Raw genomic sequence first — 23,557 nt, 5'->3', positions numbered from 1 at the left:
CAGCTTGCGGCTTGAAGCTTATGGCTGCTTTTATTCCGGATTCGCTCGGGTACTGGACAGCAGCGATTTCAAGCTCGCTGCTTTTGGCTTCACCAACCAGAACCGACGCAAATAGTCATCGAGGTTTTCCGAGAGGTTACGGCCCCACTCACTGTTGGTTTCCTCGACATATTCGGCCAATACACGCTGCAAATGGCTGCGGTTGGCTTCCATCGATTCACCGCTGATCCGCTGGATTTCCACCAACTCGTGGTTAACCTTGTCGACGAAGGTGTTGTCTTGGTCCAGCACGTAGGCGAAACCACCGGTCATGCCGGAACCGAAGTTGTTACCGGTTTTGCCCAGCACGCAGATGAAACCGCCCGTCATGTATTCGCAGCAGTGATCGCCAGTGCCTTCGACAATCGCGTGGGCGCCGGAGTTACGTACACCGAAACGCTCGCCTGCGGTGCCAGCAGCAAACAACTTGCCACCGGTTGCGCCGTACAAGCAGGTGTTGCCGATGATGGCGCTGTCCTGAGTCTTGAACGCACTGCCAACTGGTGGAACGATGACCAGCTTGCCGCCAGCCATGCCTTTACCCACGTAGTCGTTAGCGTCGCCTTCGAGGTACATGTTCAAGCCGCCGACGTTCCACACGCCGAAGCTTTGCCCGGCCGTGCCTTTAAAGCGGAACGTGATTGGGGCCTTGTCCATGCCGTGGTTGCCGTGCAACTTGGCCACTTCACCGGAAATCCGCGCGCCGATGGAGCGGTCGCAGTTACAGATATCCAGTGAAAACTCGGCGCCGCTGAGTTCGACAATGGCTGGTTTGGCCAGCTCGACCATTTTCTCGGCCAGCAAGCCTTTGTCGAACGGCGGATTGCGGTCCACGGTGCAGAACTGAGCTTTGTCGGCAGGGATGTGATCGCTGCCCAACAACGGTGTCAGGTCCAACTGCTGCTGCTTGGCAGTTTCGCCCGGCAGGATTTCCAGCAAGTCCGTGCGACCGATCAGCTCTTCGAGGCTACGCACGCCCAACTTGGCCAACCACTCACGGGTCTCTTCAGCGACGAAGGTGAAGAAATTAATCACCATGTCGACGGTACCGATGTAGTGATCTTTACGCAGCTTCTCGTTCTGAGTGGCAACACCGGTGGCGCAGTTGTTCAAGTGGCAGATACGCAGGTATTTGCAACCCAGGGCGATCATGGGCGCAGTGCCGAAACCGAAACTTTCCGCGCCGAGAATCGCGGCCTTGATCACGTCGAGGCCGGTTTTCAGACCGCCATCGGTTTGCACCCGGACCTTGCCGCGCAAGTCGTTGCCACGCAGGGTCTGGTGAGTTTCGGCCAAGCCGAGTTCCCACGGAGCGCCCGCGTATTTGATCGACGTCAGCGGCGATGCACCGGTTCCGCCGTCGTAGCCGGAAATAGTGATCAGGTCCGCGTAAGCCTTGGCGACACCGGCCGCGATGGTACCGACGCCCGCTTCAGCGACCAACTTGACCGAAACCAGTGCCGCCGGGTTGACTTGTTTCAAGTCAAAAATCAGCTGCGACAAGTCTTCGATGGAGTAGATGTCGTGGTGCGGCGGCGGCGATATCAGGGTCACGCCCGGTACCGCATAACGCAGTTTGGCGATCAAACCGTTGACCTTGCCGCCGGGCAACTGGCCGCCTTCGCCGGGCTTGGCGCCTTGAGCGACTTTGATCTGCATGACTTCAGCATTGACCAGGTATTGCGCGGTGACGCCAAACCGGCCGGTCGCGACTTGCTTGATCTTCGAGCTTTTAATCGTGCCGTAACGCGCCGGGTCTTCACCGCCTTCGCCCGAGTTAGAACGCGCACCCAGGCGGTTCATGGCTTCGGCCAGGGCTTCGTGAGCTTCCGGCGACAGCGCGCCGAGGGAAATGCCGGCCGAGTCGAAACGCTTGAGAATCTTTTCCAGCGGCTCGATTTCGTCAATCGCCAACGGCTGGTCGAGGGTCTTGAGTTTAAACATGTCGCGAATCATCGACACCGGACGGGTGTCAACCAGTGTGGTGTATTCCTTGAACTTGCTGTAGTCGCCCTGTTGCACGGCGGCTTGCAGGGTGGTCACCACTTCCGGGTTGTAGGCGTGGTACTCACCGCCGTGTACAAACTTGAGTAGTCCGCCTTGTTGGATCGGCTTTCGCGGGCTCCAGGCTTCGGCGGCGAGCAATTTTTGCTCGGCTTCGAGATCGCTGAAGCGCGCACCTTTGATCCGGCTCGGTACACCACGGAAGCTCTGGCTAACGATCTCGTCGGACAAGCCAATAGCTTCAAACAACTGCGCTCCACGGTAGGACGCAACCGTCGAGATACCCATCTTCGACAGAATTTTCAGCAGCCCTTTGGAGATGCCTTTACGGTAATACTTGAACGCTTCGTCCAGGTCCGCCAGCACTTCGCCGGTACGGATCAAGTCGGCTAATACCTCGTAAGCGAGGAACGGGTAAACCGCCGACGCCCCGAAACCGATCAGCACCGCAAAATGGTGCGGATCGCGGGCCGTGGCGGTTTCAACCAGGATGTTGCTGTCGCAACGCAGGCCTTTTTCGGTCAAGCGGTGGTGGACCGCACCGACCGCCAACGCCGCGTGAGCCGGCAATTTACCCGGGGCGATATGGCGATCGCTCAGCACCAGCTGAGTTTTGCCGGCACGCACAGCTTCTTCGGCCTGATCGGCGATGTTCAAAATCGCCGCCTCAAGACCGACGCTCTCGTCGTAGTTCAAGTCGATGAAATAACGCTCGAAACCCGGACGCTCCAAAGTCATCAACGCACGCCATTTCGGCGGGGAAATAACCGGCGAGCTGAGAATCACGCGGGACGCATGCTCAGGCGATTCCTGGAAGATGTTGCGCTCGGCACCGAGGCAGATCTCCAAAGACATGACGATGGCTTCACGCAGCGGATCGATGGGCGGGTTGGTCACCTGCGCAAACTGCTGACGGAAGTAGTCGTAAGGCGAACGCACACGCTGGGACAGCACAGCCATCGGCGTATCATCGCCCATGGAGCCGACGGCTTCCTGACCTTGTTCAGCCAAAGGACGCAGCACCTGATCACGCTCTTCAAACGTCACCTGGAACATTTTCATGTATTGCTTTAGCTGGTCCGAATCGTAGCTGGCTTCACCTTGGTCATCGACCAAGTTGGCCTGGATACGCAGGGCGTTCTTGCGCAGCCATTGTTTGTAGGGATGACGCGACTTCAAGCGGTTGTCGATGGAATCGGTATCGAGGATCTGACCGGTCTCGGTGTCCACCGCAAAAATCTGCCCAGGACCGACGCGGCCTTTGGCAATTACGTCTTCGGGCTTGTAATTCCAGACACCGATTTCCGATGCCAGAGTGATGTAGCCGTTTTTGGTGGTAACCCAGCGCGCTGGACGCAGACCGTTACGGTCGAGCAGGCACACTGCGTGACGACCGTCGGTCATTACGACACCAGCCGGGCCATCCCACGGTTCCATGTGCATGGAGTTGTATTCGTAAAAAGCGCGCAGTTCGGCGTCCATGGTGTCGGCATTTTGCCACGCAGGCGGAATCAACATCCGCACACCACGGAACAGGTCGATACCGCCGGTCACCATTAGTTCAAGCATATTGTCCATGCTCGATGAGTCCGAACCTACGCTATTGACCAGCGGGCCCAGCTCTTCCAGGTCCGGGATCAGTTCGTTGGCGAACTTGGTGCGACGGGCCTGAGCCCAGTTGCGGTTGCCGGTAATGGTGTTGATCTCACCGTTGTGGGCGAGAAAGCGGAAAGGCTGTGCCAGCGGCCATTTGGGCAAGGTGTTGGTCGAAAACCGCTGGTGGAATACACAAATTGCGGTTTGCAGGCGCTCGTCGCGAAGGTCTGGGAAGAAGGCCGTCAAATCGGCCGGCATCATCAGGCCTTTATAAATGATGGTTTTGTGCGAAAAGCTGCACACGTAGTGCTCAGTGTCAGCGGCGTTGGCCACCGAAGAGCGACGACGGGAGCTGAACAGCTTAATCGCGAATGCTTGATCGCTGAGGCCTTCGCCACCAATGTACACCTGCTCGATTTGCGGCAGACGCTCCAGGGCTAGACGCCCGAGTACGCTGGTATCAATCGGGACTTTACGCCAGCCGATCAATTGCAGGCCGGCAGCCTGAATCTCTCGATTCATGTTCGCGCGCGCGGCATCGGCTTTGGCCGTGTCCTGATTGAGGAACACCATGCCGACCGCGTACTGCTTGGGCAAATCGACATCAAAATGTAGCTGGGCCATCGCCCGCAGGAACGTGTCGGGTTTTTGAATCAGCAGTCCACAGCCGTCGCCGGTCTTGCCGTCTGCATTTATCCCACCACGGTGGGTCATGCAGGTCAGCGCTTCAATAGCCGTCTGCAACAGGTTATGGCTCGCCTCGCCTTGCATATGGGCGATCAGGCCAAAACCACAGTTATCCTTGAACTCATCTGGATGGTACAGACCTGCTTTCATAGACACTTTCTCACCAGGCTGCCTCATTTCGAGGTAAATTTCTTTTTAATTCAACCAGTTACCGGCCGCGCCAGACGTTTGCCAGCTTTGCGGTGGAAAAAGGGAGGTCATTGTACACACCGACACAAAGGCTCACAAACTTGGCGACGAACAGTCGCAAATCTATGTCGCATTATTGAAAGGTTTAATGCCAGATGTTGTGGTAGTCAAAGTCTTTTTTTTCGAAATCGACCAGAGCGCCCTAACCCTTCACCAATGCCTGTAACGCAGGCACTAAAAAGCGCGCTGCTTTAAGCAGCACGCTGACGAAAGATCCCGGGAATCAATACTGGCGGCCCACCTTTTTTAAGGCGCCGGCCGCCGGAACTTCAGCGACTTGCGGCCAGTTCCTGTTGGATGCTGGCGACAGTACGAGGCCAAGGTTTACCAGCCTGTACCTTGGCTGGCAAGACCTTGATTGCCGCGCTCGCTGCGGCGTGGGTCGAAAAGCTACCAAAGGTCACCACATACAAGGGTTTACCTTGCAGGGTTTTCTTGAAGTAACGGTACTCGCCGCCTTGCTCATGAACAAACGTCTGAGCGGTAGTTTCGGAACTGGTACCTAGAACCTGCACAACGTAATTGCCCGGCGCCTGACCCGCGTACCAGCTGCTGCCAGGAGCAGGCTTGGCCGCAGAGACCGCTGGCTTCTCGGTCACCTTTGGCGTTGGCCTGGCTGTAGCAACTTGAACCGTCGGCTGCTTGGTCGCCGCGACCGGTGCAGTGCGAGTAGGTGCCGGCGCGACGGCTGCGGCTGGGCCAGCAGGAACGCCTACCGGTGGGGCGGTGGTGGTCACAGTGGGGGGCTGAAGATTCCCCGCTGGGCCGCTTTCGTCCCCATCGCTATTACCCGCTGCCTCAGCTAGCGGGCCGCGCATTACCGGCTGCGACTTGCCCACCAGGGGCAACGGCATCGGCTGCGAGTTACCAGCGAACTCAATCGCCGGCCCGCTTTGATTGTTTGACTGCTGAGCGCCGGGTTGTCCCTGACCAAGGGGCAATTGCGCTTGGGCATTGGCAGGTGAGGTGACGGCCGGCGCAGTGGCTGTGTTGTTGGCACTACGGCCCGGCATCAGCCATGCAGCCATTATTCCGACAACGACCACGGCTCCTAAGGCCAGTACATGTTTCTTTGGCATCTTGAACCCCATACTTGGACGCTTAACCGCGGTGCGGCTAGCGATCATGGCTTCGATCATTGCATCGCGGGCCACCAGGTTGATAGCGCCCGGCCAGCCGTTGGAATGCTCGTGAATATCGGCAATCTGATCAGCCGTGAACAGTTCAATGCCTTGTCCGGCACCGTCCAGTCGCTGAGCCAGGTACTCGCGCGTTTCATCTACGGTGTAGGGTTGCAACTCGATGACGTGGAAGCGTTCTTGCTCTTCCTCCGCAGTGAGCTGATCCAGACGGTCGATCAACGACGACTCGCCAAACAGGAAAACATGCGGACGGCCTTCTGGCGTCCCCACAGCTAAACCAAGTAAGGCTTCGAGTGCCGATTCGCCAAGTTGTTCGGCATCGTCGACCAATAAATAAACTTCTTGCCCGGTCAACCCCAGTTGCAAGACCTGTGAAAGGATTGCGCGGATCTCCGGCTGAACCACGCCAAGCGCCTGGGCGACCTGACGAATTACACCGGCAGCATCGGTGGCACCGCGTGCTGATATGACGACGCTTTGCACTGATTGCTTATTGGTGCTGGCCACGAGCGCTTGACGCAACAACGTCTTGCCACTGCCTTGGGGACCTGTGACTACCAACAATAATTCGCTATAGCGCGCCAAGTGGTGGAGCTGACCGAGCACCGGTTTACGCTGCGCCGGGAAAAACTTGAAGCCAGGCACCCGCGTTGCAAAGGGGTCATGACTCAACTGGTAATGGCCGAGAAAGGCCTCGTCGGCATGCAAACTAGTCATCGATTTTTCATTAACCTCTAAGCTGGTCCACCAGGGTGCGGTAGTCCGCCCCCAACGTGGCCTGTAATACTTCTTTCGGATAATCGGCAGTCACGATGGCTTCGCCGATCCGCCGCAGCAGTACCAGGCGTAAACGTCCGTCGATGACTTTCTTGTCAATGGCCATGTGTTCGAGAAAATCCTCGACAGCCATGTTTTCCGGCGGCACCACAGGCAGTCCAGCCCGCTGGAACAGTCGAATTGCGCGATCACGCTCTTGCTGGGTAATCCAGCCCAACCGCATGGACATCTCAAGCGCCATGACCGTGCCTGCGGCAACGGCCTCGCCATGCAGCCATACGCCGTAACCCATGTGGGTCTCAATGGCGTGGCCAAACGTATGACCCAAGTTAAGCGTTGCACGAATACTGCCTGTCTCGCGCTCATCTACACCGACGACTGCCGCTTTCGCCGAACACGAGCGCTCGATAGCAATTGTTAGCGCTGCCTGGTCGAGGGCGCGCAGCTGATCTACATTTTCTTCGATCCAGGTCAGAAACGGCTCATCGCAAATAAGGCCGTATTTGATGACTTCCGCCAATCCGGCCGACAGCTCACGCTCAGGCAAGCTTTTGAGAGTCGAGGTGTCAATCAGTACCACATTAGGCTGATAGAACGCCCCAACCATGTTTTTGCCCAAAGGATGATTGATCCCGGTTTTTCCGCCTACGGATGAGTCAACCTGGGACAACAAAGTGGTCGGGATCTGGATGAAATCGACACCGCGCTGATAGCAAGCGGCCGCAAAGCCAGCCATGTCACCGATCACGCCACCACCCAAGGCAATAACGGTAGTGCGCCGGTCATGCCGCGCGGTCAGCAAAGCGTCGAAAATAGTTTGTAAGGTTTCCCAGTTCTTGAAGGCTTCGCCATCAGGAAGCACCACCGGCAACACGCTGTAGTTGCTCAACGTGCGAGTCAGTCGCTCAAGGTAAAGGGGCGCAACGGTCGCATTGGAGACTATCGCCACTTGCCGTCCGGCAATATATGGCGCCAGCAGTTCAGACCGATCTAGCAAGCCTTCGCCAATGTGAATCGGGTAACTTCGTTCGCCCAGCTCGACCGTAAGTGTCTGCATGTATCCCCACGCTGATGAAGAGTGCGCCTGCTGCGCCATCTCTGAAATCTGATTATCAAACCATGACCGCTATAAAAATCATGGCTTTAAGCCATATCACAACACTATTTTCTAACGTCCAGGTTAAGCCACGGAGAATAGCGCATTTCGCCCTACGCTTTAACGGGGAGCAAGTTCGGCCAATCGAGCGAGGATGTGTAATACCACCAATCGCGGTGGCCGCTCATCGGTTTCTACCACTAAATCGGCGATTTCTCGATAGAGCGGATCACGGATTTCCAGCAGTTCGCGTAGCACGCGGGCAGGGTCGGCGGTTCGCAGCAAAGGTCGGTTGCGATCGCGGGCAGTACGTCCGACTTGCTGCTCTACCGAAGCATGCAAATACACCACGCGCCCACCAGCATGCAGCGCGTGGCGATTTTCGCTACGCATCACTGCGCCGCCTCCTGTGGCAAGAACGATTCCCTCTGATTCGCACAATTCAGCAATCATTTGCTGCTCGCGATCACGGAAACCAGGCTCACCTTCCTTGTCAAAAATCCACGGGATATTGGCGCCGGAACGCAGTTCAATTTCCTTATCGGAATCTTTGAACGGCAAGCGCAACTCTTTAGCTAACAATCGACCGATGGTGCTTTTACCCGCCCCCATCGGCCCTACAAGTATTAAATTTCGCACAGAATCAACGACTCACGGCAATCGCCTGGTTGTTCATGATCCGCGGGGTAAGAAACACCAGCAGTTCGGATTTCGCCTCTGACACGATGTCGCGCCGGAAAAGGCGGCCAACATACGGCACATCACCCAAAAATGGCACCTTTTCAACGGTTTTACTTTGTGTGTTGGAAAATACGCCACCAATAACGATCGTTTCACCATCCGCCACCAGAACCTTGGCATTCACTTCGTTTTTCTTGATGGGCGGTACACCGAGTACGGTGTTAACGTAGTCCGGTTCATCCTTAGTGACCTTAACTTCCATGATGATGCGGTTATCTGGGGTGATCTGCGGCGTTACTTCTAGCGACAAAGCCGCTTCTTTAAAGGACACGGACGTCGCGCCGCTAGAGCTGGCTTCTTGATACGGGACTTCAGTACCCTTAAGGATTTTCGCCGTTTCCTTATCTGAGGTAACAACCTTGGGTTGCGATACCACTTCGCCATTACCCGTTTTTTCCATGGCGCTGAGCTGAAGGTCCAACAAGACGTTATCGGACAAGAAGGAAATGCCAATTCCTGAGGTCGCATTGGCTGCCCCCAGATCGACATACGGAGAGTTAAGGTTAGGCGCTGTACCTGAGGGCCTCGTCACTAAACCGCGACCACCTACCGTCACGTCACTACTACCGTTAACGTTGGTCGAACCGCCCCACTGAACACCCAGTGCTTTGTCGTAACCGACATTGGCTTCAACAATCCGCGCTTCGATCATTACTTGGCGCACCGGGATGTCCAATTGCGAGACGATGCGGCGCAACTCATCGAGTCGATCCTGAGTCTGGTAGGCAATGATATTGTTGGTCCGCTCATCCACGGTGATCGAGCCACGTTCCTCGGTTTTAGCCTCGGCGCTGGTAACCGACTGGAACAGCTTGGCGATATCAGCCGCTTTGGCATAGTTCACTTGGAGCAGCTCGCGACGCAGCGGCGCTAGCTCGGCAATCTGCTTCATCGATTCTAATTCCTGCCGTTCGCGTGCTGCAATCTCCTCTGCCGGGGCGACCAACAATACGTTGCCAACCTTGCGTTTATCCAAACCTTTAGTCTTCAGCACTAAGTCCAGCGCCTGATCCCAGGGCACGTTCTGTAAACGCAGTGTAATTCCGCCCTGCACTGTGTCACTGGCAACCAGATTGAGGTTGGTGAAATCAGCAATCAGCTGTAGAACCGACCGAACGTCGATGTCCTGAAAGTTAAGAGAGAGTTTTTCGCCAGTATAGACCAGCTTATCGAGATTTCGACGCTCTACATCATCGATGGTCAACGGCCGCACGCTGATGGTCAATTTGTTATCCGTTTGGTAGGCCGAGTAATCGAATGCCCCTGTTGGCTCAATATTGATACTGGCTTTATCACCCGTCGCACTGGCTGTGACGAACTGCACCGGCGTTGCAAAATCTTTTACGTCAAGCCGAACACGCAATGGGTCCGGCAATTGGGTTTTGGCAAAATCCACACGAATCTTACCACCCTGCTCCTGAATGTCCGGAGCGATGCTCGGGTCACTCAACTCGATTACAACGTTACCCTCGCCCAATTCGCCGCGCTGGAAGTCGATGTTTTTGATCGCCTTGCCTATCGCGGCATAGGTCTTTGCTGGAGCGGCAGCTGGCACTGAAACCCGAGCGGCCCCCTTGGCAGTACTTGGCTGGGAGCGTTGAGCCGTTGATGCACCTTGACCGACGACCACGAATAAGTTGTTGCCGTCGACCCGCGTACTATAAGGCGCAAGCGTCGTCATATTAATGATCACCCGCGTACGGTCCTTCGCCTCGACCACCACAACACTTCGAGCATTACCCACCCCCAATTCGCGGCTTTTGGTCACCAACTGGCTTGTCACGCCCGGCAAGTCCAAGGCAATTCGCGCGGGCTGTTCAGTGGTGTAGCCGTGCGGAACTGGAATAGGGCCGTCGAAGGCCAGCTTCAACTCCACGCGATCTCCCGGCAACGCCGCGACATCCAGCGTTTTCAAGCTGGCAGCCTCAACCATCGGCGATATCATCGCGACCCAAAGCGAAACGCCAATAACCGAGAGAATTCTGTTCATGATCAAATTCCGTTGTGCTGATCCGAGGGTGTTGTACATGCTTGGCTCCACCCTTTTATGATTTCTCTTTGAGGGAAATAATGCGTGGCCGCTCTAGCCATGCGCCCTCTCCATCAGGAACTATTTCAACGACGTCGACCTGCGAATCACTGATCGCAACGATGCGTCCTTCATTGCGCCCCAGATAATCGCCGACTTTCATCCGATAGACGCCCCCGGCACCACGCATCAAGGCAAAGATTCCCGAAGGGTTGGCCATCGTGCCGACCATTTCAAATTGCTCTATGTTGAACCCTTCAAGGAACTGCTTGACCCGGGTTTCATCTGGCTTGACCTGTTTCGAACTTTTTTGACGCCGGGTCAGGTCAATCTTGATCGGCGGCTGAAACGGGCTGCGCAGCGCGGCGGCGCTATAAGAAAACGCTTCATAAGGACGAAATTTGGGGAGAGGTTCGATCGCGCCGGTAGGACGAGCGCGTACCTCGTCCATATAGGTCTGCAGGTCACTAAACTGATTAGAGTTGTCGCAACCGGCCAAGCTCATCAAGGCCACGCTGATGCACAACAGTCCAGTGGCCCTCATTTCTGCTGCCCTTTATCGTTGTATCGGTAGGTCTTTGCCAGAATGCTCATGCGCAATTTTTGCGTACCGCCGGGCTCGACTGGTTTGATCTGGAAGTCATGCAACGTCACAATTCGCGGCAGGCTGGCAACCCCGCTGGCAAAGGTTGCAAGGTCGTGATAAGCCCCTACGACGGTGATTTGGATAGGCAGCTCTATATAGAATTGCTGGGTGACCTCAGGCAACAACTTGATCTCTTCGAACTCCAGACCACTGCCCAGCCCCGTACGGGTGATGTCCTCAAGCAGTCCCGGAACTTCCGTGTCGCTGGGCAACTGCCGTAACAGTGCACCGAAAGAGTTTTCCATTTCCTTCATTTGTATTTTGTAGGCATTCAGGTTTGCCGCCTGATAGGCCTTGGTGGAAAACTGTTCTTTGAGCGTGACCTCACTGGCCAATGATTGGTCGAGCTGGTCCTGTAAATCCTTCAGGTAAAAGTTGTAACCCAATCCCAGCACGATAGCTAAAACCAGCATGCCGGCGATGGTTTTGACTGCCGCAGGCCACGAGCCAAGATTGTTAAGGTCCAGGTCGTTGAAATCTATCTTGCGCAGGCTGTCCAGCCACTCTCTAGGATTCATCGCTTGCCCCCCTCAACCTTAGGCAGCGTCTGACGCACGGTCAGCTGAAACGTATTCGCCTGGTCGACGCCGCCTGCAGTGGTGGCCTTAACCTCGGTCAAACTGGCACCCTGAAGCCAGTCAGAAGATTCAAGATTACGCATCAGGTCCGAAACGCGGTTGTTCGATTCCGCAGCACCGGAAATACTAATGAGCTTGTCCGTCATTTTTACTTCAGTGAAATACACGCCATCCGGCAGCGTTCGCGCCAGCTGATCGAAAATCCGACCAATAATTGGACGATTGCCTTGCAGGTCCTGGATGATTTTCATCCGCTCCAGCAACTGCTTGCGTCGCGCTTTCAACTCGCTGATCTCTTTGATTCGCTCGTCGAGTTGAGCAATCTCTTTTTGCACATAGGCGTTGCGGGCAGCCTGATGCTCGATGGACTTGGTGATGTATTGATCGCAGAGAAAAATAACGCCAACAGCGATGACCAGAATGCCGACAAGGGCAGTCAGAAAGCGCTTTTTCCGTTCTTCACGCAGCTGATCGCGCCACGGAAGTAAGTTGATTCGCGCCATTAGTCGAAACTCCTCAGCGCGAGGCCACAGGCGATCATCAATGCCGGCGCATCACTGGCGAGCGCCCCGGCATTGACTTTACTGCTCAGCGCCATATCGGCGAAGGGGTTGGCTACCAGGGTTGGCGTGCCAATTCGTTGCTGGATCAGATGGTCCAGCCCCGCGATCGAGGCGGTACCGCCAGCCAACATGATGTAGTCCACGGAGTTGTATTGACCGGCGGCGAAGAAGAACTGCAAAGAACGCGACACCTGCTGAACCACCGCATCCTTGAACGGTTGCAACACTTCAGTGACGTAGTCATCCGGCAGCCCACCTTGCTTCTTCGCAAGGCCTGCCTCTTCCACCACAAGGCCATAGCGTCGTTGAATTTCTTCGGTAAGTTGACGGCCACCGAACAGTTGCTCGCGGGTATAAATAATCCGACCGCTATGTAGGACGCTCAAGGTGGTCATCGTGGCGCCGATATCGACCACTGCAACGGTCAGTTGGTCGTGATCATGGCCGAGCTGCGCGGTAAGAAGGCCAAAGGAACGCTCCAACGCATAGGCCTCAACATCAACCACTTTGGCTGTCAGGCCTGCCAGCGCCAAGGCAGCTTCACGGACTTCGACGTTTTCCTTACGGCATGCAGCCAGCAATACTTCAACGCGCTCAGGGTTACGCGCAGAATAACCTTGGACTTCAAAGTCAATAGCGACTTCCTCTAGAGGATAGGGAATGTACTGATCAGCCTCAATTTTCAGCTGATTTTCCATCTCATCGTCTGTAAGGCCGGCATCCATCTCAATGGTTTTGGTGATAACCGCAGAACCGGCCACCGCAACCGCCACGTTTTTGACATTAGTCTTGGCCTTGATCAGCAGTCGTGACAACGCCTGACCAACCCCTTCGAGCTCGGCAATATTTTTTTCAACTACAGCGTTGGCCGGCAGTGGTTCAACTGCATACGACTCAACTTTGTAGCGGGTGCCGGAGCGACTCAGTTCAAGGAGTTTTACCGAGGTGGAGCTAATATCGATCCCTAGAAGGGTATTGGCCTTCTTACTAAAGAGTTCGAACACAAACCGATTCCCTATGAGTTTCCGTCACTTACGGACTGTTTAGCGCCTTATGCCTTTTGCACCTGCCGAGACAGTAGCGCAAATAACGCTCGGAGACGAAAAATGCTTATAATGCCCAGCGTTTTTTTCGTAAAGCCAAGCTTCAAGGCATACCTCTTTTTTGATGCTTTCGCTTAACCCATTCTTTTATCTGGAAATCCAAAAGCCTTGATACGCCTGCTGAAGTTTTTCTGGTGGTCCTTCGTCGCGGTATTTTGCGGGCTCCTGCTCGTATTAAGCGGCGCCTACCTCTACCTGACCCCTGGCCTACCGTCTGTGGACGCGCTGCGGAGCATTCAGCTACAGATCCCGCTTCGGGTCTATAGCAGCGATGGCAAATTGATCGCTGAGTTTGGCGAAATGCGCCGTTCGCCCATTCGTTTCGCCGATATTCCTCCAAACTTCATCAATGCGCTGCTTTCTGCCGAAGATGATAACTTCGAGAATCACTACGGCGTAGATCCAAGTAGCTTAATGCGCGCGGCGTCGCAATTAATCAGAAGTGGGCATATCCAATCCGGCGGCAGCACTATCACGATGCAAGTCGCAAAAAACTTCTTTTTGACGAGTGAACGCAGTTTTTCACGAAAAACCAATGAAATCCTCTTGGCCTTGCAAATTGAGCGCCAACTGACGAAAGACGAAATCCTGGAGCTGTACGTCAACAAAATATACCTGGGTAACCGCGCGTACGGCATCGAAGCTGCCGCGCAGGTGTATTACGGCAAATCAATTCGCGATGTAAGTATTGCGCAAATGGCCATGATCGCCGGGCTGCCTAAAGCACCATCCCGCTTCAACCCGCTAGCCAACCCGGTGCGCGCCAAAGAACGCCGCGATTGGATTCTCGGTCGCATGTACAAATTGGGCAAAATTGATCAGAAGGCTTACCAAGTTGCGTTGGCTGAGCCAATCAATGCTAGCTACCACGTCCCTACACCAGAAGTGAACGCACCTTACATCGCTGAAATGGCCCGAGCTGAAATGGTCGGTCGGTATGGTAGCGAAGCGTACACAGAGGGCTTCCGCGTTACCACTACCGTGCCAAGCAACCTTCAGGAAGATGCCAACACAGCGGTTCAGGAAGGGTTGATCAGCTACGACCAACGACACGGTTACCGTGGTCCGGAAACACGTCTGGCGGGCAAGACCCATCAAGCGTGGGTGTTGGAAATGACCAAACAGCGCACGGTCAGTGGGCTGGAGCCTGCCATCGTGACCCAAGTTGATAAAGCCGGACTACACGTGTTGACTCGCAACGGCGAAAAAGAAGAAATCGTTGCCTGGGATAGCATGAAATGGGCTCGACCCTACCTAAACACTAATAGTTTGGGCAAAGCACCCTCGCAACCTTCCGACGTTGCACAAGTTGGTGATCTGATTCGCGTCCAACGTCAATCCAATGACGCCCTCAAGTTTAGCCAGATCCCGGCAGCCCAGAGCGCACTGGTGTCGCTTGACCCGCAAAACGGCGCCATTCGCGCACTGGTTGGTGGTTTCGCGTTTGAACAAAGTAACTACAACCGTGCCTTGCAGGCCAAGCGTCAACCGGGCTCCAGCTTCAAACCTTTCCTGTACTGCGCGGCGCTGGATAACGGCTTTACCGCCTCAAGCCTGGTCAACGATGCGCCCATTGTATTTGTCGACGAATACCTGGACAAAGTCTGGCGCCCAAAGAACGACACCAACACGTTCCTTGGTCCGATCCGGTTACGTGAAGCGCTCTATAAATCGCGCAATTTGGTGTCCATCCGCTTGCTCCAAAGCCTGGGTGTGGAGAACGCGATTAATTACATCACTCGCTTCGGCTTCAATAAGCAGGACTTGCCGAGAAACTTGTCACTGGCGTTGGGCACCGCAACGCTGACGCCGATGGAAATTGCCACGGGATGGAGCACCTTCGCCAACGGCGGTTACAAAGTCGCCCCGTACTTGATCCAACGGATCGAAAATCGTGACGGTGTAACGCTGTTCGAGGCTAATCCTCCGAGCGTGCCGGCCAACGACGCCAAGGTCGCGGTCGACACCTCCACCTTTGCGGCAAAAGACAGTCCGAGCATTGTGCCTTCGACCACACCCGCACCGACCGATCCTCAGGTGCCTGCAGTTGCAGAACGTATTGTTGACGGCCGCACCACCTACATCCTTAACAGCATGTTGCAAGACGTGATCAAGAAAGGCACCGGCCGCCGCGCGCTATCGATGAATCGTCCAGACATTGCGGGCAAAACCGGGACAACCAACGAATCTAAAGACGCCTGGTTCACTGGTTATAACGCTGATTACATCACTACCGTTTGGACCGGTTTCGACCAGCCAGAAAGCTTGGGCCGTCAGGAGTTTGGCGGAACTGTCGCGCTGCCAATCTGGATGAACTACATGAGCGCTGCGCTGAAAAACAAGCCGCCGCACGTTCAGACCGAACCGGAAGGCATACTTAGCTTGCGGGTTGACCCGATCAGCGGACGCGCGGCCTCGCCTGGAACACCAAACGCCTATTTTGAACTGTTCAAAAGCGAAGACACACCACCGAGCGTGAACGAAATCGGCGGCAGCGGCACCGGGCCTAACAGCCCGTTGCCAGCGGATGAGTCAGCGCCGATAGATTTATTCTAAACAGCATCGGCGAGCGGCAAGCTCCAAAAAGTCGGGATAATTGCACGACTCTTAAGAACCAACTTGCAGTAAAGGCAGGTGACTGATTCTTGGGATCAAGCCTCTCGCCACCAAGTTTGCCCCTACAGCCGGATGAATCTGCTCCTACAAAAAAACCTGCATCGCTGCAGGGTTTTTTGTGGATCGCGATGAGAACCTAGCTGTTGAAAACGTCATCCACGCTTTTCAGCGGGTAATTCTTTGGATAGGGAAGCGTGGCAACACCGGTCTCGATGGCGGCTTTAGCTACGGCATCGGAAATCACGCCCAGCAAACGGGCATCCATCGGTTTCGGGATGATGTACCCACGACCGAATTCCAGTTTGATTCCGCCGTAAGCGTCACAAACTTCCTGAGGAACCGGCAGCTTGGCCAGTTCACGTAGGGCATTGGCGGCGGCAATTTTCATTTCTTCATTAATGCGCTTGGCGCGAACGTCCAGCGCACCGCGGAAGATGAACGGGAAGCCAAGCACATTGTTGACCTGGTTCGGGTAGTCCGAACGGCCAGTGGCCATGATCACGTCATCACGTGTAGCGTGAGCCAACTCTGGCGCGATTTCCGGATCTGGGTTCGAGCATGCGAACACGATCGGATTAGCCGCCATCAGCTTCAGGTTGTCGGCGCTAAGCAAGTTTGGACCCGACAGGCCCACGAATACGTCAGCATCCAGCAGGGCATCGGACAACGTGCGTTTTTCGGTAGCGTGAGCGAATACAGCCTTGTACTGGTTCAGATCGGTGCGACCGGAGTGAATCACCCCGGTACGGTCGACCATGAATACGTTTTCAATTTTTGCGCCCATGCTTACTAGTAGCTTCATGCATGAGATGGCCGCAGCGCCAGCACCCAGGCACACGATTTTCGCGCTCTCAAGGGTTTTGCCGACGATTTCCAAAGCGTTGATCATACCGGCCGCAGTCACAATAGCCGTGCCGTGCTGGTCATCATGGAACACCGGAATGTCACATTGTTCAATCAGGGCTTTTTCGATTTCAAAACATTCAGGCGCCTTGATGTCTTCGAGGTTAATGCCGCCGAACGTAATGGAAATACGCTTAACCGTATCGATGAAGGCTTGCGGGCTTTCCGCATCGACTTCGATGTCGAAAACGTCGATCCCGGCGAAGCGCTTGAACAAAACACCCTTACCTTCCATCACGGGCTTGGAAGCCAGCGGGCCAAGGTCACCCAAGCCAAGGATAGCGGTGCCGTTGGAAATCACTGCTACCAGATTTCCTTTGCCGGTGTACTTGTAGGCAAGTTCAGGATCACGGGCAATTTCGCGCACAGGCTCAGCAACACCCGGGCTGTAAGCCAAGGCCAGATCGCGGGCAGTTGCGGTTGGCTTTGTTAGCTCGACGCTCAGTTTCCCTGGGCGAGGATAGGCGTGATATTCGAGAGCGGCAGTTTTCAGATCTGACATGTGGGCATTCCGCTTTTTTTACTGTTGGATGACGGGTCGCCGAGGATACGCAAGATGGAAAGTCCTAACAAGACTGGTCAGTCACTTGTGTCAAGCCCCAGCGCTTACGACTTTACGCCTAGGGCCACGGAACACAAGGCCTGCAGTGTTCACAATCCGCTATCAAGACTGTCTACAATTTTATCTATCGGGGAGATAGAGCATTGAAGGATGAGTGATGGGCAGCATCCATCGCGCCTGACCTGCGAACTGACCACCACGGCGGGAACGGTCAATGACCCAGCCACGCGCTTCGACGGTTCGGCCTTTAGAACGCAGCAGCCGCGCAACATCGAATTGACTCAGGAGCTTGGGCGCGATGCGCAAAACCAGCGATCCCTCCAACCCGATCCACAGCCCGCCGCCATTACGCTGAACATCGGCGACCCGGCCAGTAACCAGGGTAAATCCACCAGCGTTGATTTGCCCGACACGCTGCACCGGGGATACTCGCCACACGCCCAATCCTGCCTGACGGGCAACCCGCTCCGCCGCCTGCTGACACGCCAACAAAGCGACGTTCGGCGTAATTGCCACTTGATAGCCCAACCCCTCGACCAGCAACTGCGCCTCAAGGTTCTCACCCTCACGACCAAAAATATTGGCCAGTGTACGGCCGTAATGGTCTTTCGGATCCTGCCCGACCCGCACACTGACTTGACCGTCATTGGCGTCGATCAGCGCTTGCAACCGACGCTTGGCAGCATCGGCGAATGGCTCGGCAGCACGGCCTTTCTTACCGGTCTCGGGCGCATTCAAGCCAATCATCCGCACGCTGCGTCCGTCACTAAGGCGCACGGTGTCGCCATCTACCACCCGCTGAACGGCGAATACCGGAAGGGTATTAGGTGCAGGACATAGCGCCTGAGCCGTAGACAACCAAATCGCAGGCATAAAAAAAGCGCCCGCGAGGGACGCCTTTTTAAGCAGTCTGGAGAAGCCCATCGGACCTCCCAGACCCACCATTTACTCTGCAGCAGTTTCTGCGGCAGGAGCTTTTGTAGCGCCGAATGCACCGAAACGCGACTTAAACTTGTCGACACGGCCGCCGATATCAAGAGTCTTCTGCTTGCCGGTGTAGAACGGGTGGCACTCGTTGCACACGTCAAGGCTCATTGGCTTGGCGAGGTTAGAGCGAGTGTGGATCACATTGCCGCAGCTGCAAGTGGCGACAATGGCTTCGTATACTGGATGAATATCAGCTTTCATGGTATTTCCTCGGCTAGCGTGCCGCCACCCAACACTATTGTTGAATACCGCACGTAATAAGGCTGCGGATACTACCAGACAATTGCTAAGACGCAAGCGAACGTTTAAACCGGCCGTCTGCTAAGATCGCTGCTTCGTCACAGACCGTTACAGAGAACCCTCCGCGTGCCCGACGCCATCTTGCGCCTCGCCCTGCCCTCGCCGCTAAGACGTTTATTCGACTATCGCGCCCCTCCTGGCGTGCTGCGCAGCGCGTTGCAACCCGGCATGCGGGTACGGGTTCCATTCGGTCGGCGGGAGATGATCGGCATATTGATCGAAGTGGTGGATCACAGCGAGGTGCCCGCTGAGAAGCTCAAACCTGCCGTGGCCATATTGGACCACGAAGCGCCGCTGCCGCCGTCTTTGTTCAAGTTATGCCTGTGGACCGCGCAGTATTACCAACACAGCCTCGGCGACACTTTGAGCTGGGCGCTGCCGGTATTGTTGCGCCAGGGCGAACCCGCGGAATCTCGCCAAGAGCGGTTCTGGCAGGTGACCCCCGGCGCTCGACTGGACGACCCGAGAATCGCCCGCGCGCCCAAACAACGGGAAGCACTGACCACGCTGGCGCAGCACCCCCACGGCGTCGCGCATCAGTTGCTCAGCAAATTAATGCTGAACCGCGAGAGCCTCAATCTGCTGCTAGCTAAAGAATTGGTCAAGGTCGAGGTGCGTCGCCATGCGCCCAGCGAACGCCACGAACGCTGGCTGGCGCAGCCAGAGTTGCCGCTGAACCCGGAACAACGCGCCGCGTATGAAGCCATCCGTGCCGGCTTCGACAGCTTTCATGCGTTTCTACTGGCGGGCGTCACCGGCAGCGGCAAGACCGAAGTCTATTTACAGTTGATCCGCGAAACCCTTGAAGCCGGCAAGCAAGCGCTGGTCTTGATCCCCGAGATCAACCTTGGCCCGCAAACCTTGGCGCGTTTCGAGCAGCGTTTTAACGCGCGCATCGCGTTGGTACATTCAGCGGTCAATGATCGAGATCGCCTCGACGCCTGGTTGGCAGCTCGGGACGGAGAAGCTGACATTATTATTGGCACCCGTTCCGCGCTGTTCACACCGATGAAGAATCCAGGTCTGATCATTGTTGACGAAGAGCACGACGGTTCTTATAAACAGCAGGAGGGCCTGCGTTATCACGCCCGTGATCTGGCGTTGGTCCGCGCGCGGCAGGAAAACATTCCGATTGTGCTCGGCTCTGCCACGCCTTCACTGGAAAGCCTGCATAACGCTTACACCGGCCGCTACGGGCTTTTGCGTCTGAGCCAACGAGCAGGCGGGGCGCAGCAACCGAAGTTTTTGCGTTTGGACGTAAAAAGCAGGCCGCTGGACAGCGGCATCTCTGGGCCAATGCAGCAGGCGATTGGCCAAACCCTCGCGGCAGGCCAGCAAGTGTTGGTGTTCCTCAACCGTCGTGGGTTTGCGCCGACGCTACTGTGTCACGACTGCGGTTGGCTGTCTGAGTGTCCGCGCTGTGATGCGCGAATGACCGTGCATCAACGCTCCGGCGAACTGCGTTGTCATCATTGCGGCCATGTCGAGCGCACGCCGCGTCGCTGCCCATCGTGCGGCAAGGTCGATTTACGTCCGGTCGGCGCGGGTACCGAGCGCGCTGAAGAGCGCCTGGGGATTTTGTTTCCAGACTTCCCGGTGTTGCGGGTGGATCGCGACAGCACTTCGCGCAAAGACGCAATGAATCAGTTGTTTGCCACCATTCAGCGCGGTCATCCGTGTATTTTAGTCGGCACGCAAATGCTTGCTAAAGGGCATCACTTCCCACGGGTGACCTTGGTGTCAATTTTAGATGCCGATGGTGGGCTGTTTTCTGGCGACTTCCGCGCCAGCGAACGCATGGCGCAGTTAATCGTCCAGGTCGCCGGTAGAGCCGGGCGCGCTGAAGAGCCTGGAAGAGTCATCATCCAGACCCATTTGGCCGACCACCCACTGCTAATTCAACTGACGGAACAAGGCTATTTTGCCTTCGCCGAACAAGCGCTTAGCGAACGCCGTGCAGCTAGTTTGCCACCGTTTTCCCACCTGGCATTGCTGCGAGCTGAAGCGCACAAACCAGGCCAAGCCGAAAGCTTTCTCGACAACGCTTGCGCCGAAGCCGAGCGCTTGCTCGCGGAAATGAACCTGGGCGCCATTGAACTACTAGGCCCGGTTCCTGCTCCCATGGAGCGCCGCGCCGGACGCTACCGCGCGCAGTTGCTGTTGCAAGCCAGCGCCCGTGCGCCGCTGCACCGGCTACTCAGTGCGTGGTTATTGGTGCTTGAACAAATGCCCAGTGGCCGACAAGTGCGCTGGTCTCTGGATGTGGACCCGGTGGATTTGTATTGAGCGACTCCCTACATCTTTTTTTAATAGTCAGCGGGTTAGTGAGGGTCTGTGTGCCAGTGCGGGTATTGTCTCGCTAAACCCTAACAAACGGGGTCATCTGTGAGACCGCATATCCATCATGGTTGGCAAGCCCGCCGTCGCAACGGATAATGCCCAGTTTTTCCACCCGCGCATCCAAGCGCCGCCGCGCTTGCGGTCGAAAGAGAGCATCATGAAAGACACTATTCGCCAGTTGATCCAGCAAGCCCTGATACAACTCGTCAACGAAGGCGTGCTGCCTGAAGGGCTGACCCCGGCGATTCAAGTGGAAAACGTGCGGGATAAAACCCACGGTGATTTCGCGAGCAATATCGCGATGATGCTGGCCAAACCTGCCGGTATGAAGCCGCGTGACTTGGCAGAAAAACTGGTCGCCGCGATACCTGCCGATCCGCAGGTCACCAAAGTGGATATTGCTGGCCCCGGCTTCCTCAACTTCTTTCAGAACACTAAAGCACTGGCAGCACGCCTCGATGGCGCGCTGGCCGATTCGCATCTATCGGTGCGCAAGGTCGGCGCTGCACAACGGGTAGTGGTCGACATTTCCGCACCCAACCTGGCCAAAGAGATGCACGTCGGACATTTACGCTCGACCATTATTGGCGACGGGGTGGCTAATGTGCTGGAGTTTCTCGGCGACACCGTTATTCGGCAGAACCATGTCGGTGACTGGGGTACGCAGTTCGGTATGCTGCTGGCTTATTTGCAGGAAAAACCGGCGGCCAGCGACGAATTATCAGATCTGGAAAACTTCTACCGCGCCGCCAAATGCCGCTTCGACGAATCCGAGGAGTTTGCCGATCGCGCTCGGGGACTGGTGGTCAAACTACAAGCGGGTGACCCTGATTGCCTCGCGTTGTGGGCGCACTTCAGAGACATCTCGTTACTGCACTGCCAGCAAACCTACGAACGCCTCAACGTCAAACTGACTCTGGCTGACGTAATGGGCGAAAGTGCCTACAACGATGACTTGCCGAAGGTTGTCCGAGATCTCAAAACTGCCGGCCTGCTGGTTGAAAGCAACGGCGCGCAGTGCGTATTCCTTGAAGAGTTTAAAACTGCCGAAGGTACCCCGCTGCCAGTAATCGTGCAGAAGAATGGGGGCGGCTATCTGTATGCCACCACCGATCTGGCGGCGATCCGCTATCGCAGCAACTTATTAAAAGCGGACCGCGCACTGTACTTCGTCGACCAACGCCAAGCGTTGCACTTTCAGCAGGTGTTCGAAGTCGCACGCCGCGCCGGTTTTGTGACCAATGGCATGCAGATGGAACACATGGGCTTCGGCACCATGAATGGCGCCGATGGCCGTCCGTTTAAAACTCGTGACGGCGGCACCGTGAAGCTGGTCGATCTTCTGGATGAAGCGCAAGAACGCGCCTACACGCTGGTTAAAGAAAAGAACCCGGAAGTCGCTGAAGACGAGTTGCGCAGCATCGCCAAGGCCGTCGGCATCAGCGCAGTAAAGTACGCGGATTTATCCAAACACCGCACCAGCGACTACAGCTTCAACTTCGACCAGATGCTCAGCTTCGAAGGCAATACTGCCCCCTACCTGCTATATGCCTACACCCGTGTGGCCGGTATCTTTCGCAAACTGGGTAAGCCGTTCGACGTCACGCTGGGGCAAATCGTCCTTCAAGCGCCGCAAGAAACAGAGCTGGCAGCACGGTTGGCACAATTTGGCGAAACCTTGAACAACGTCGCTGAAAAAGGCACGCCGCATGTGTTGTGCGCTTATGTCTACGACCTGGCAGGCTTGTTCTCCAGTTTTTACGAAAACTGCCCGATCCTCAGTGCGCAAAACCCGGAACAACAGCAAAGCCGCCTGCGCCTTGCCGCGCTGACCGGCCGCACCCTCAAGCAAGGCCTGGAACTCTTGGGTCTGGACACTCTGGAGCGCATGTAAGTTGGCTGTGAAGAAAAAACCTGCTCCCAAGCGCGGCGCCAGCCGTTATCAGGCACCTGCAAAGAAGCCGATCCCAGGATGGTTGTGGCTTGCAATTGGCCTTGCGGTAGGGGCCTTCGTGGTCGTACTAATGAAAATCGGACCCAGTGGCGCTGAGGTCAAGCGCGTCAAAGAAGAGACAAAAGCCGCAAAAATCGCCGAAGCTAATAAAGTACCGCCTAGCCCTCAGGCGCCAGCGAAGCCAAAATACGATTTCTATACCTTGCTGCCTGAGTCTGAAGTCATAGTGCCCAACGAAGCGGTGCCGGAAAAAACCCCACCGATTGTTGCGCCAATTGTCGCGCCGGTCACCCCGGAGCAGGCAGCGAAAATCGACACGGCCCGCGCTCAAGCGGCCCTCAGTGGAGTAGTCCCACCGCCTGCGCCACCGGTGCTCAAACCCGGCCCGGCAGCCGTGACCAAGTTCTTCTTACAGGCAGGCTCGTTTCGCAAGGAAACCGACGCAGATAAGGTCCGCGCGCAGATAATTTTGCTCGGGCAAGCGGTGCAAGTTGAGTCCGGCACGGTCAAAGACGAAACCTGGTTCCGGGTACTGGTCGGCCCCTTCAGCAACCGCGAACAGCTGACCATTGCGCAAAAGCAATTGGCTGGCAGTGGTTTTAATAACTTGTTGTTACAGCAACGCCAAGGTAAATAACGGCTGGA

General features: G+C 55.9%; 16 protein-coding genes. 4 read left to right on the top strand and 12 right to left on the bottom strand.

Translation table 11 applies throughout. The features are described 5' to 3' along the window. Positions 1 to 30: 30 nt before the first annotated feature. The 9 genes from gltB to RGW60_RS21055 all read right to left on the bottom strand — a co-directional run bounded on the left by gltB (position 31) and on the right by RGW60_RS21055 (position 13,151). Positions 31 to 4,476 (bottom strand): glutamate synthase large subunit, encoded by a 4,446-nt coding sequence (gene gltB, locus RGW60_RS21095; protein WP_322206415.1) that lies wholly within the window; start codon positions 4,474 to 4,476, stop codon positions 31 to 33. A 368-nt stretch (positions 4,477 to 4,844) separates the two neighbouring features. Further along, positions 4,845 to 6,434 carry an AAA family ATPase gene (locus RGW60_RS21090; RefSeq protein ID WP_322206414.1) on the bottom strand — a complete coding sequence of 530 codons (1,590 nt, stop codon included), beginning with the start codon at positions 6,432 to 6,434 and terminating at the stop codon, positions 4,845 to 4,847. A gap of 10 nt (positions 6,435 to 6,444) precedes the next feature. Next, positions 6,445 to 7,551, bottom strand: a complete 1,107-nt coding sequence (gene aroB, locus RGW60_RS21085) for a 3-dehydroquinate synthase (RefSeq protein WP_322206413.1) — start codon at positions 7,549 to 7,551, stop codon at positions 6,445 to 6,447. 159 nt (positions 7,552 to 7,710) lie between these two features. Then, complete coding sequence (gene aroK, locus RGW60_RS21080) at positions 7,711 to 8,229, bottom strand: shikimate kinase AroK (protein ID WP_322206412.1); 519 nt, start codon at positions 8,227 to 8,229, stop codon at positions 7,711 to 7,713. Between the two features lie 4 nt (positions 8,230 to 8,233). Further along, positions 8,234 to 10,321 (bottom strand): type IV pilus secretin PilQ, encoded by a 2,088-nt coding sequence (gene pilQ / locus RGW60_RS21075; RefSeq protein WP_322206411.1) that lies wholly within the window; start codon positions 10,319 to 10,321, stop codon positions 8,234 to 8,236. A 55-nt stretch (positions 10,322 to 10,376) separates the two neighbouring features. Continuing rightward, complete coding sequence (gene pilP, locus RGW60_RS21070) at positions 10,377 to 10,904, bottom strand: type 4a pilus biogenesis lipoprotein PilP (protein WP_322206410.1); 528 nt, start codon at positions 10,902 to 10,904, stop codon at positions 10,377 to 10,379. After that, a complete protein-coding gene (gene pilO / locus RGW60_RS21065; protein WP_322206409.1) occupies positions 10,901 to 11,524 on the bottom strand; it encodes a type 4a pilus biogenesis protein PilO in 624 nt (207 codons plus the stop codon). Before pilO ends, pilP begins: the two co-directional genes overlap by 4 nt. After that, complete coding sequence (locus RGW60_RS21060) at positions 11,521 to 12,087, bottom strand: PilN domain-containing protein (RefSeq protein WP_322206408.1); 567 nt, start codon at positions 12,085 to 12,087, stop codon at positions 11,521 to 11,523. Before RGW60_RS21060 ends, pilO begins: the two co-directional genes overlap by 4 nt. Further along, on the bottom strand, positions 12,087 to 13,151 hold the full coding sequence (locus RGW60_RS21055) for a pilus assembly protein PilM (RefSeq protein WP_322206407.1): 1,065 nt from the start codon (positions 13,149 to 13,151) through the stop codon (positions 12,087 to 12,089). Before RGW60_RS21055 ends, RGW60_RS21060 begins: the two co-directional genes overlap by 1 nt. A 210-nt stretch (positions 13,152 to 13,361) precedes the next feature. Between RGW60_RS21055 and RGW60_RS21050 the strand changes: the two genes are divergently transcribed. Then, positions 13,362 to 15,806 (top strand): penicillin-binding protein 1A, encoded by a 2,445-nt coding sequence (locus RGW60_RS21050; RefSeq protein ID WP_407074130.1) that lies wholly within the window; start codon positions 13,362 to 13,364, stop codon positions 15,804 to 15,806. 196 nt (positions 15,807 to 16,002) lie between these two features. On the opposite strand, the gene RGW60_RS21045 is transcribed toward RGW60_RS21050, so the two are convergent. The 3 genes from RGW60_RS21045 to rpmE form a co-directional block, all read right to left on the bottom strand. Beyond that, entirely contained in the window at positions 16,003 to 17,271 is a 1,269-nt protein-coding gene (locus tag RGW60_RS21045; protein ID WP_322206405.1) for a malic enzyme-like NAD(P)-binding protein, read from the bottom strand. Positions 17,272 to 17,451: 180 nt separating this feature from the next. Beyond that, positions 17,452 to 18,255, bottom strand: coding sequence for a thermonuclease family protein (locus RGW60_RS21040; protein ID WP_322206404.1), 804 nt, complete (start codon positions 18,253 to 18,255; stop codon positions 17,452 to 17,454). 21 nt (positions 18,256 to 18,276) lie between these two features. Further along, positions 18,277 to 18,519, bottom strand: coding sequence for a 50S ribosomal protein L31 (gene rpmE, locus RGW60_RS21035; RefSeq protein WP_322167238.1), 243 nt, complete (start codon positions 18,517 to 18,519; stop codon positions 18,277 to 18,279). A gap of 165 nt (positions 18,520 to 18,684) precedes the next feature. Between rpmE and RGW60_RS21030 the strand changes: the two genes are divergently transcribed. From RGW60_RS21030 to RGW60_RS21020, 3 genes are all read left to right on the top strand, one after another. Next, entirely contained in the window at positions 18,685 to 20,904 is a 2,220-nt protein-coding gene (locus tag RGW60_RS21030) for a primosomal protein N' (RefSeq protein WP_322206403.1), read from the top strand. A gap of 211 nt (positions 20,905 to 21,115) precedes the next feature. Beyond that, positions 21,116 to 22,852 carry an arginine--tRNA ligase gene (gene argS, locus RGW60_RS21025; RefSeq protein ID WP_322206402.1) on the top strand — a complete coding sequence of 579 codons (1,737 nt, stop codon included), beginning with the start codon at positions 21,116 to 21,118 and terminating at the stop codon, positions 22,850 to 22,852. Between the two features lies 1 nt (position 22,853). Continuing rightward, positions 22,854 to 23,549 carry an SPOR domain-containing protein gene (locus RGW60_RS21020; protein WP_322206401.1) on the top strand — a complete coding sequence of 232 codons (696 nt, stop codon included), beginning with the start codon at positions 22,854 to 22,856 and terminating at the stop codon, positions 23,547 to 23,549. Positions 23,550 to 23,557 lie beyond the last annotated feature (8 nt).

This window comes from Pseudomonas sp. AB6, assembly GCF_034314105.1.
In the GTDB taxonomy this organism is placed as follows: Bacteria; Pseudomonadota; Gammaproteobacteria; order Pseudomonadales; family Pseudomonadaceae; genus Aquipseudomonas.
Note: the sequence above shows the minus strand (reverse complement) of the source record. Positions and strands in the feature narration are given on the sequence as shown.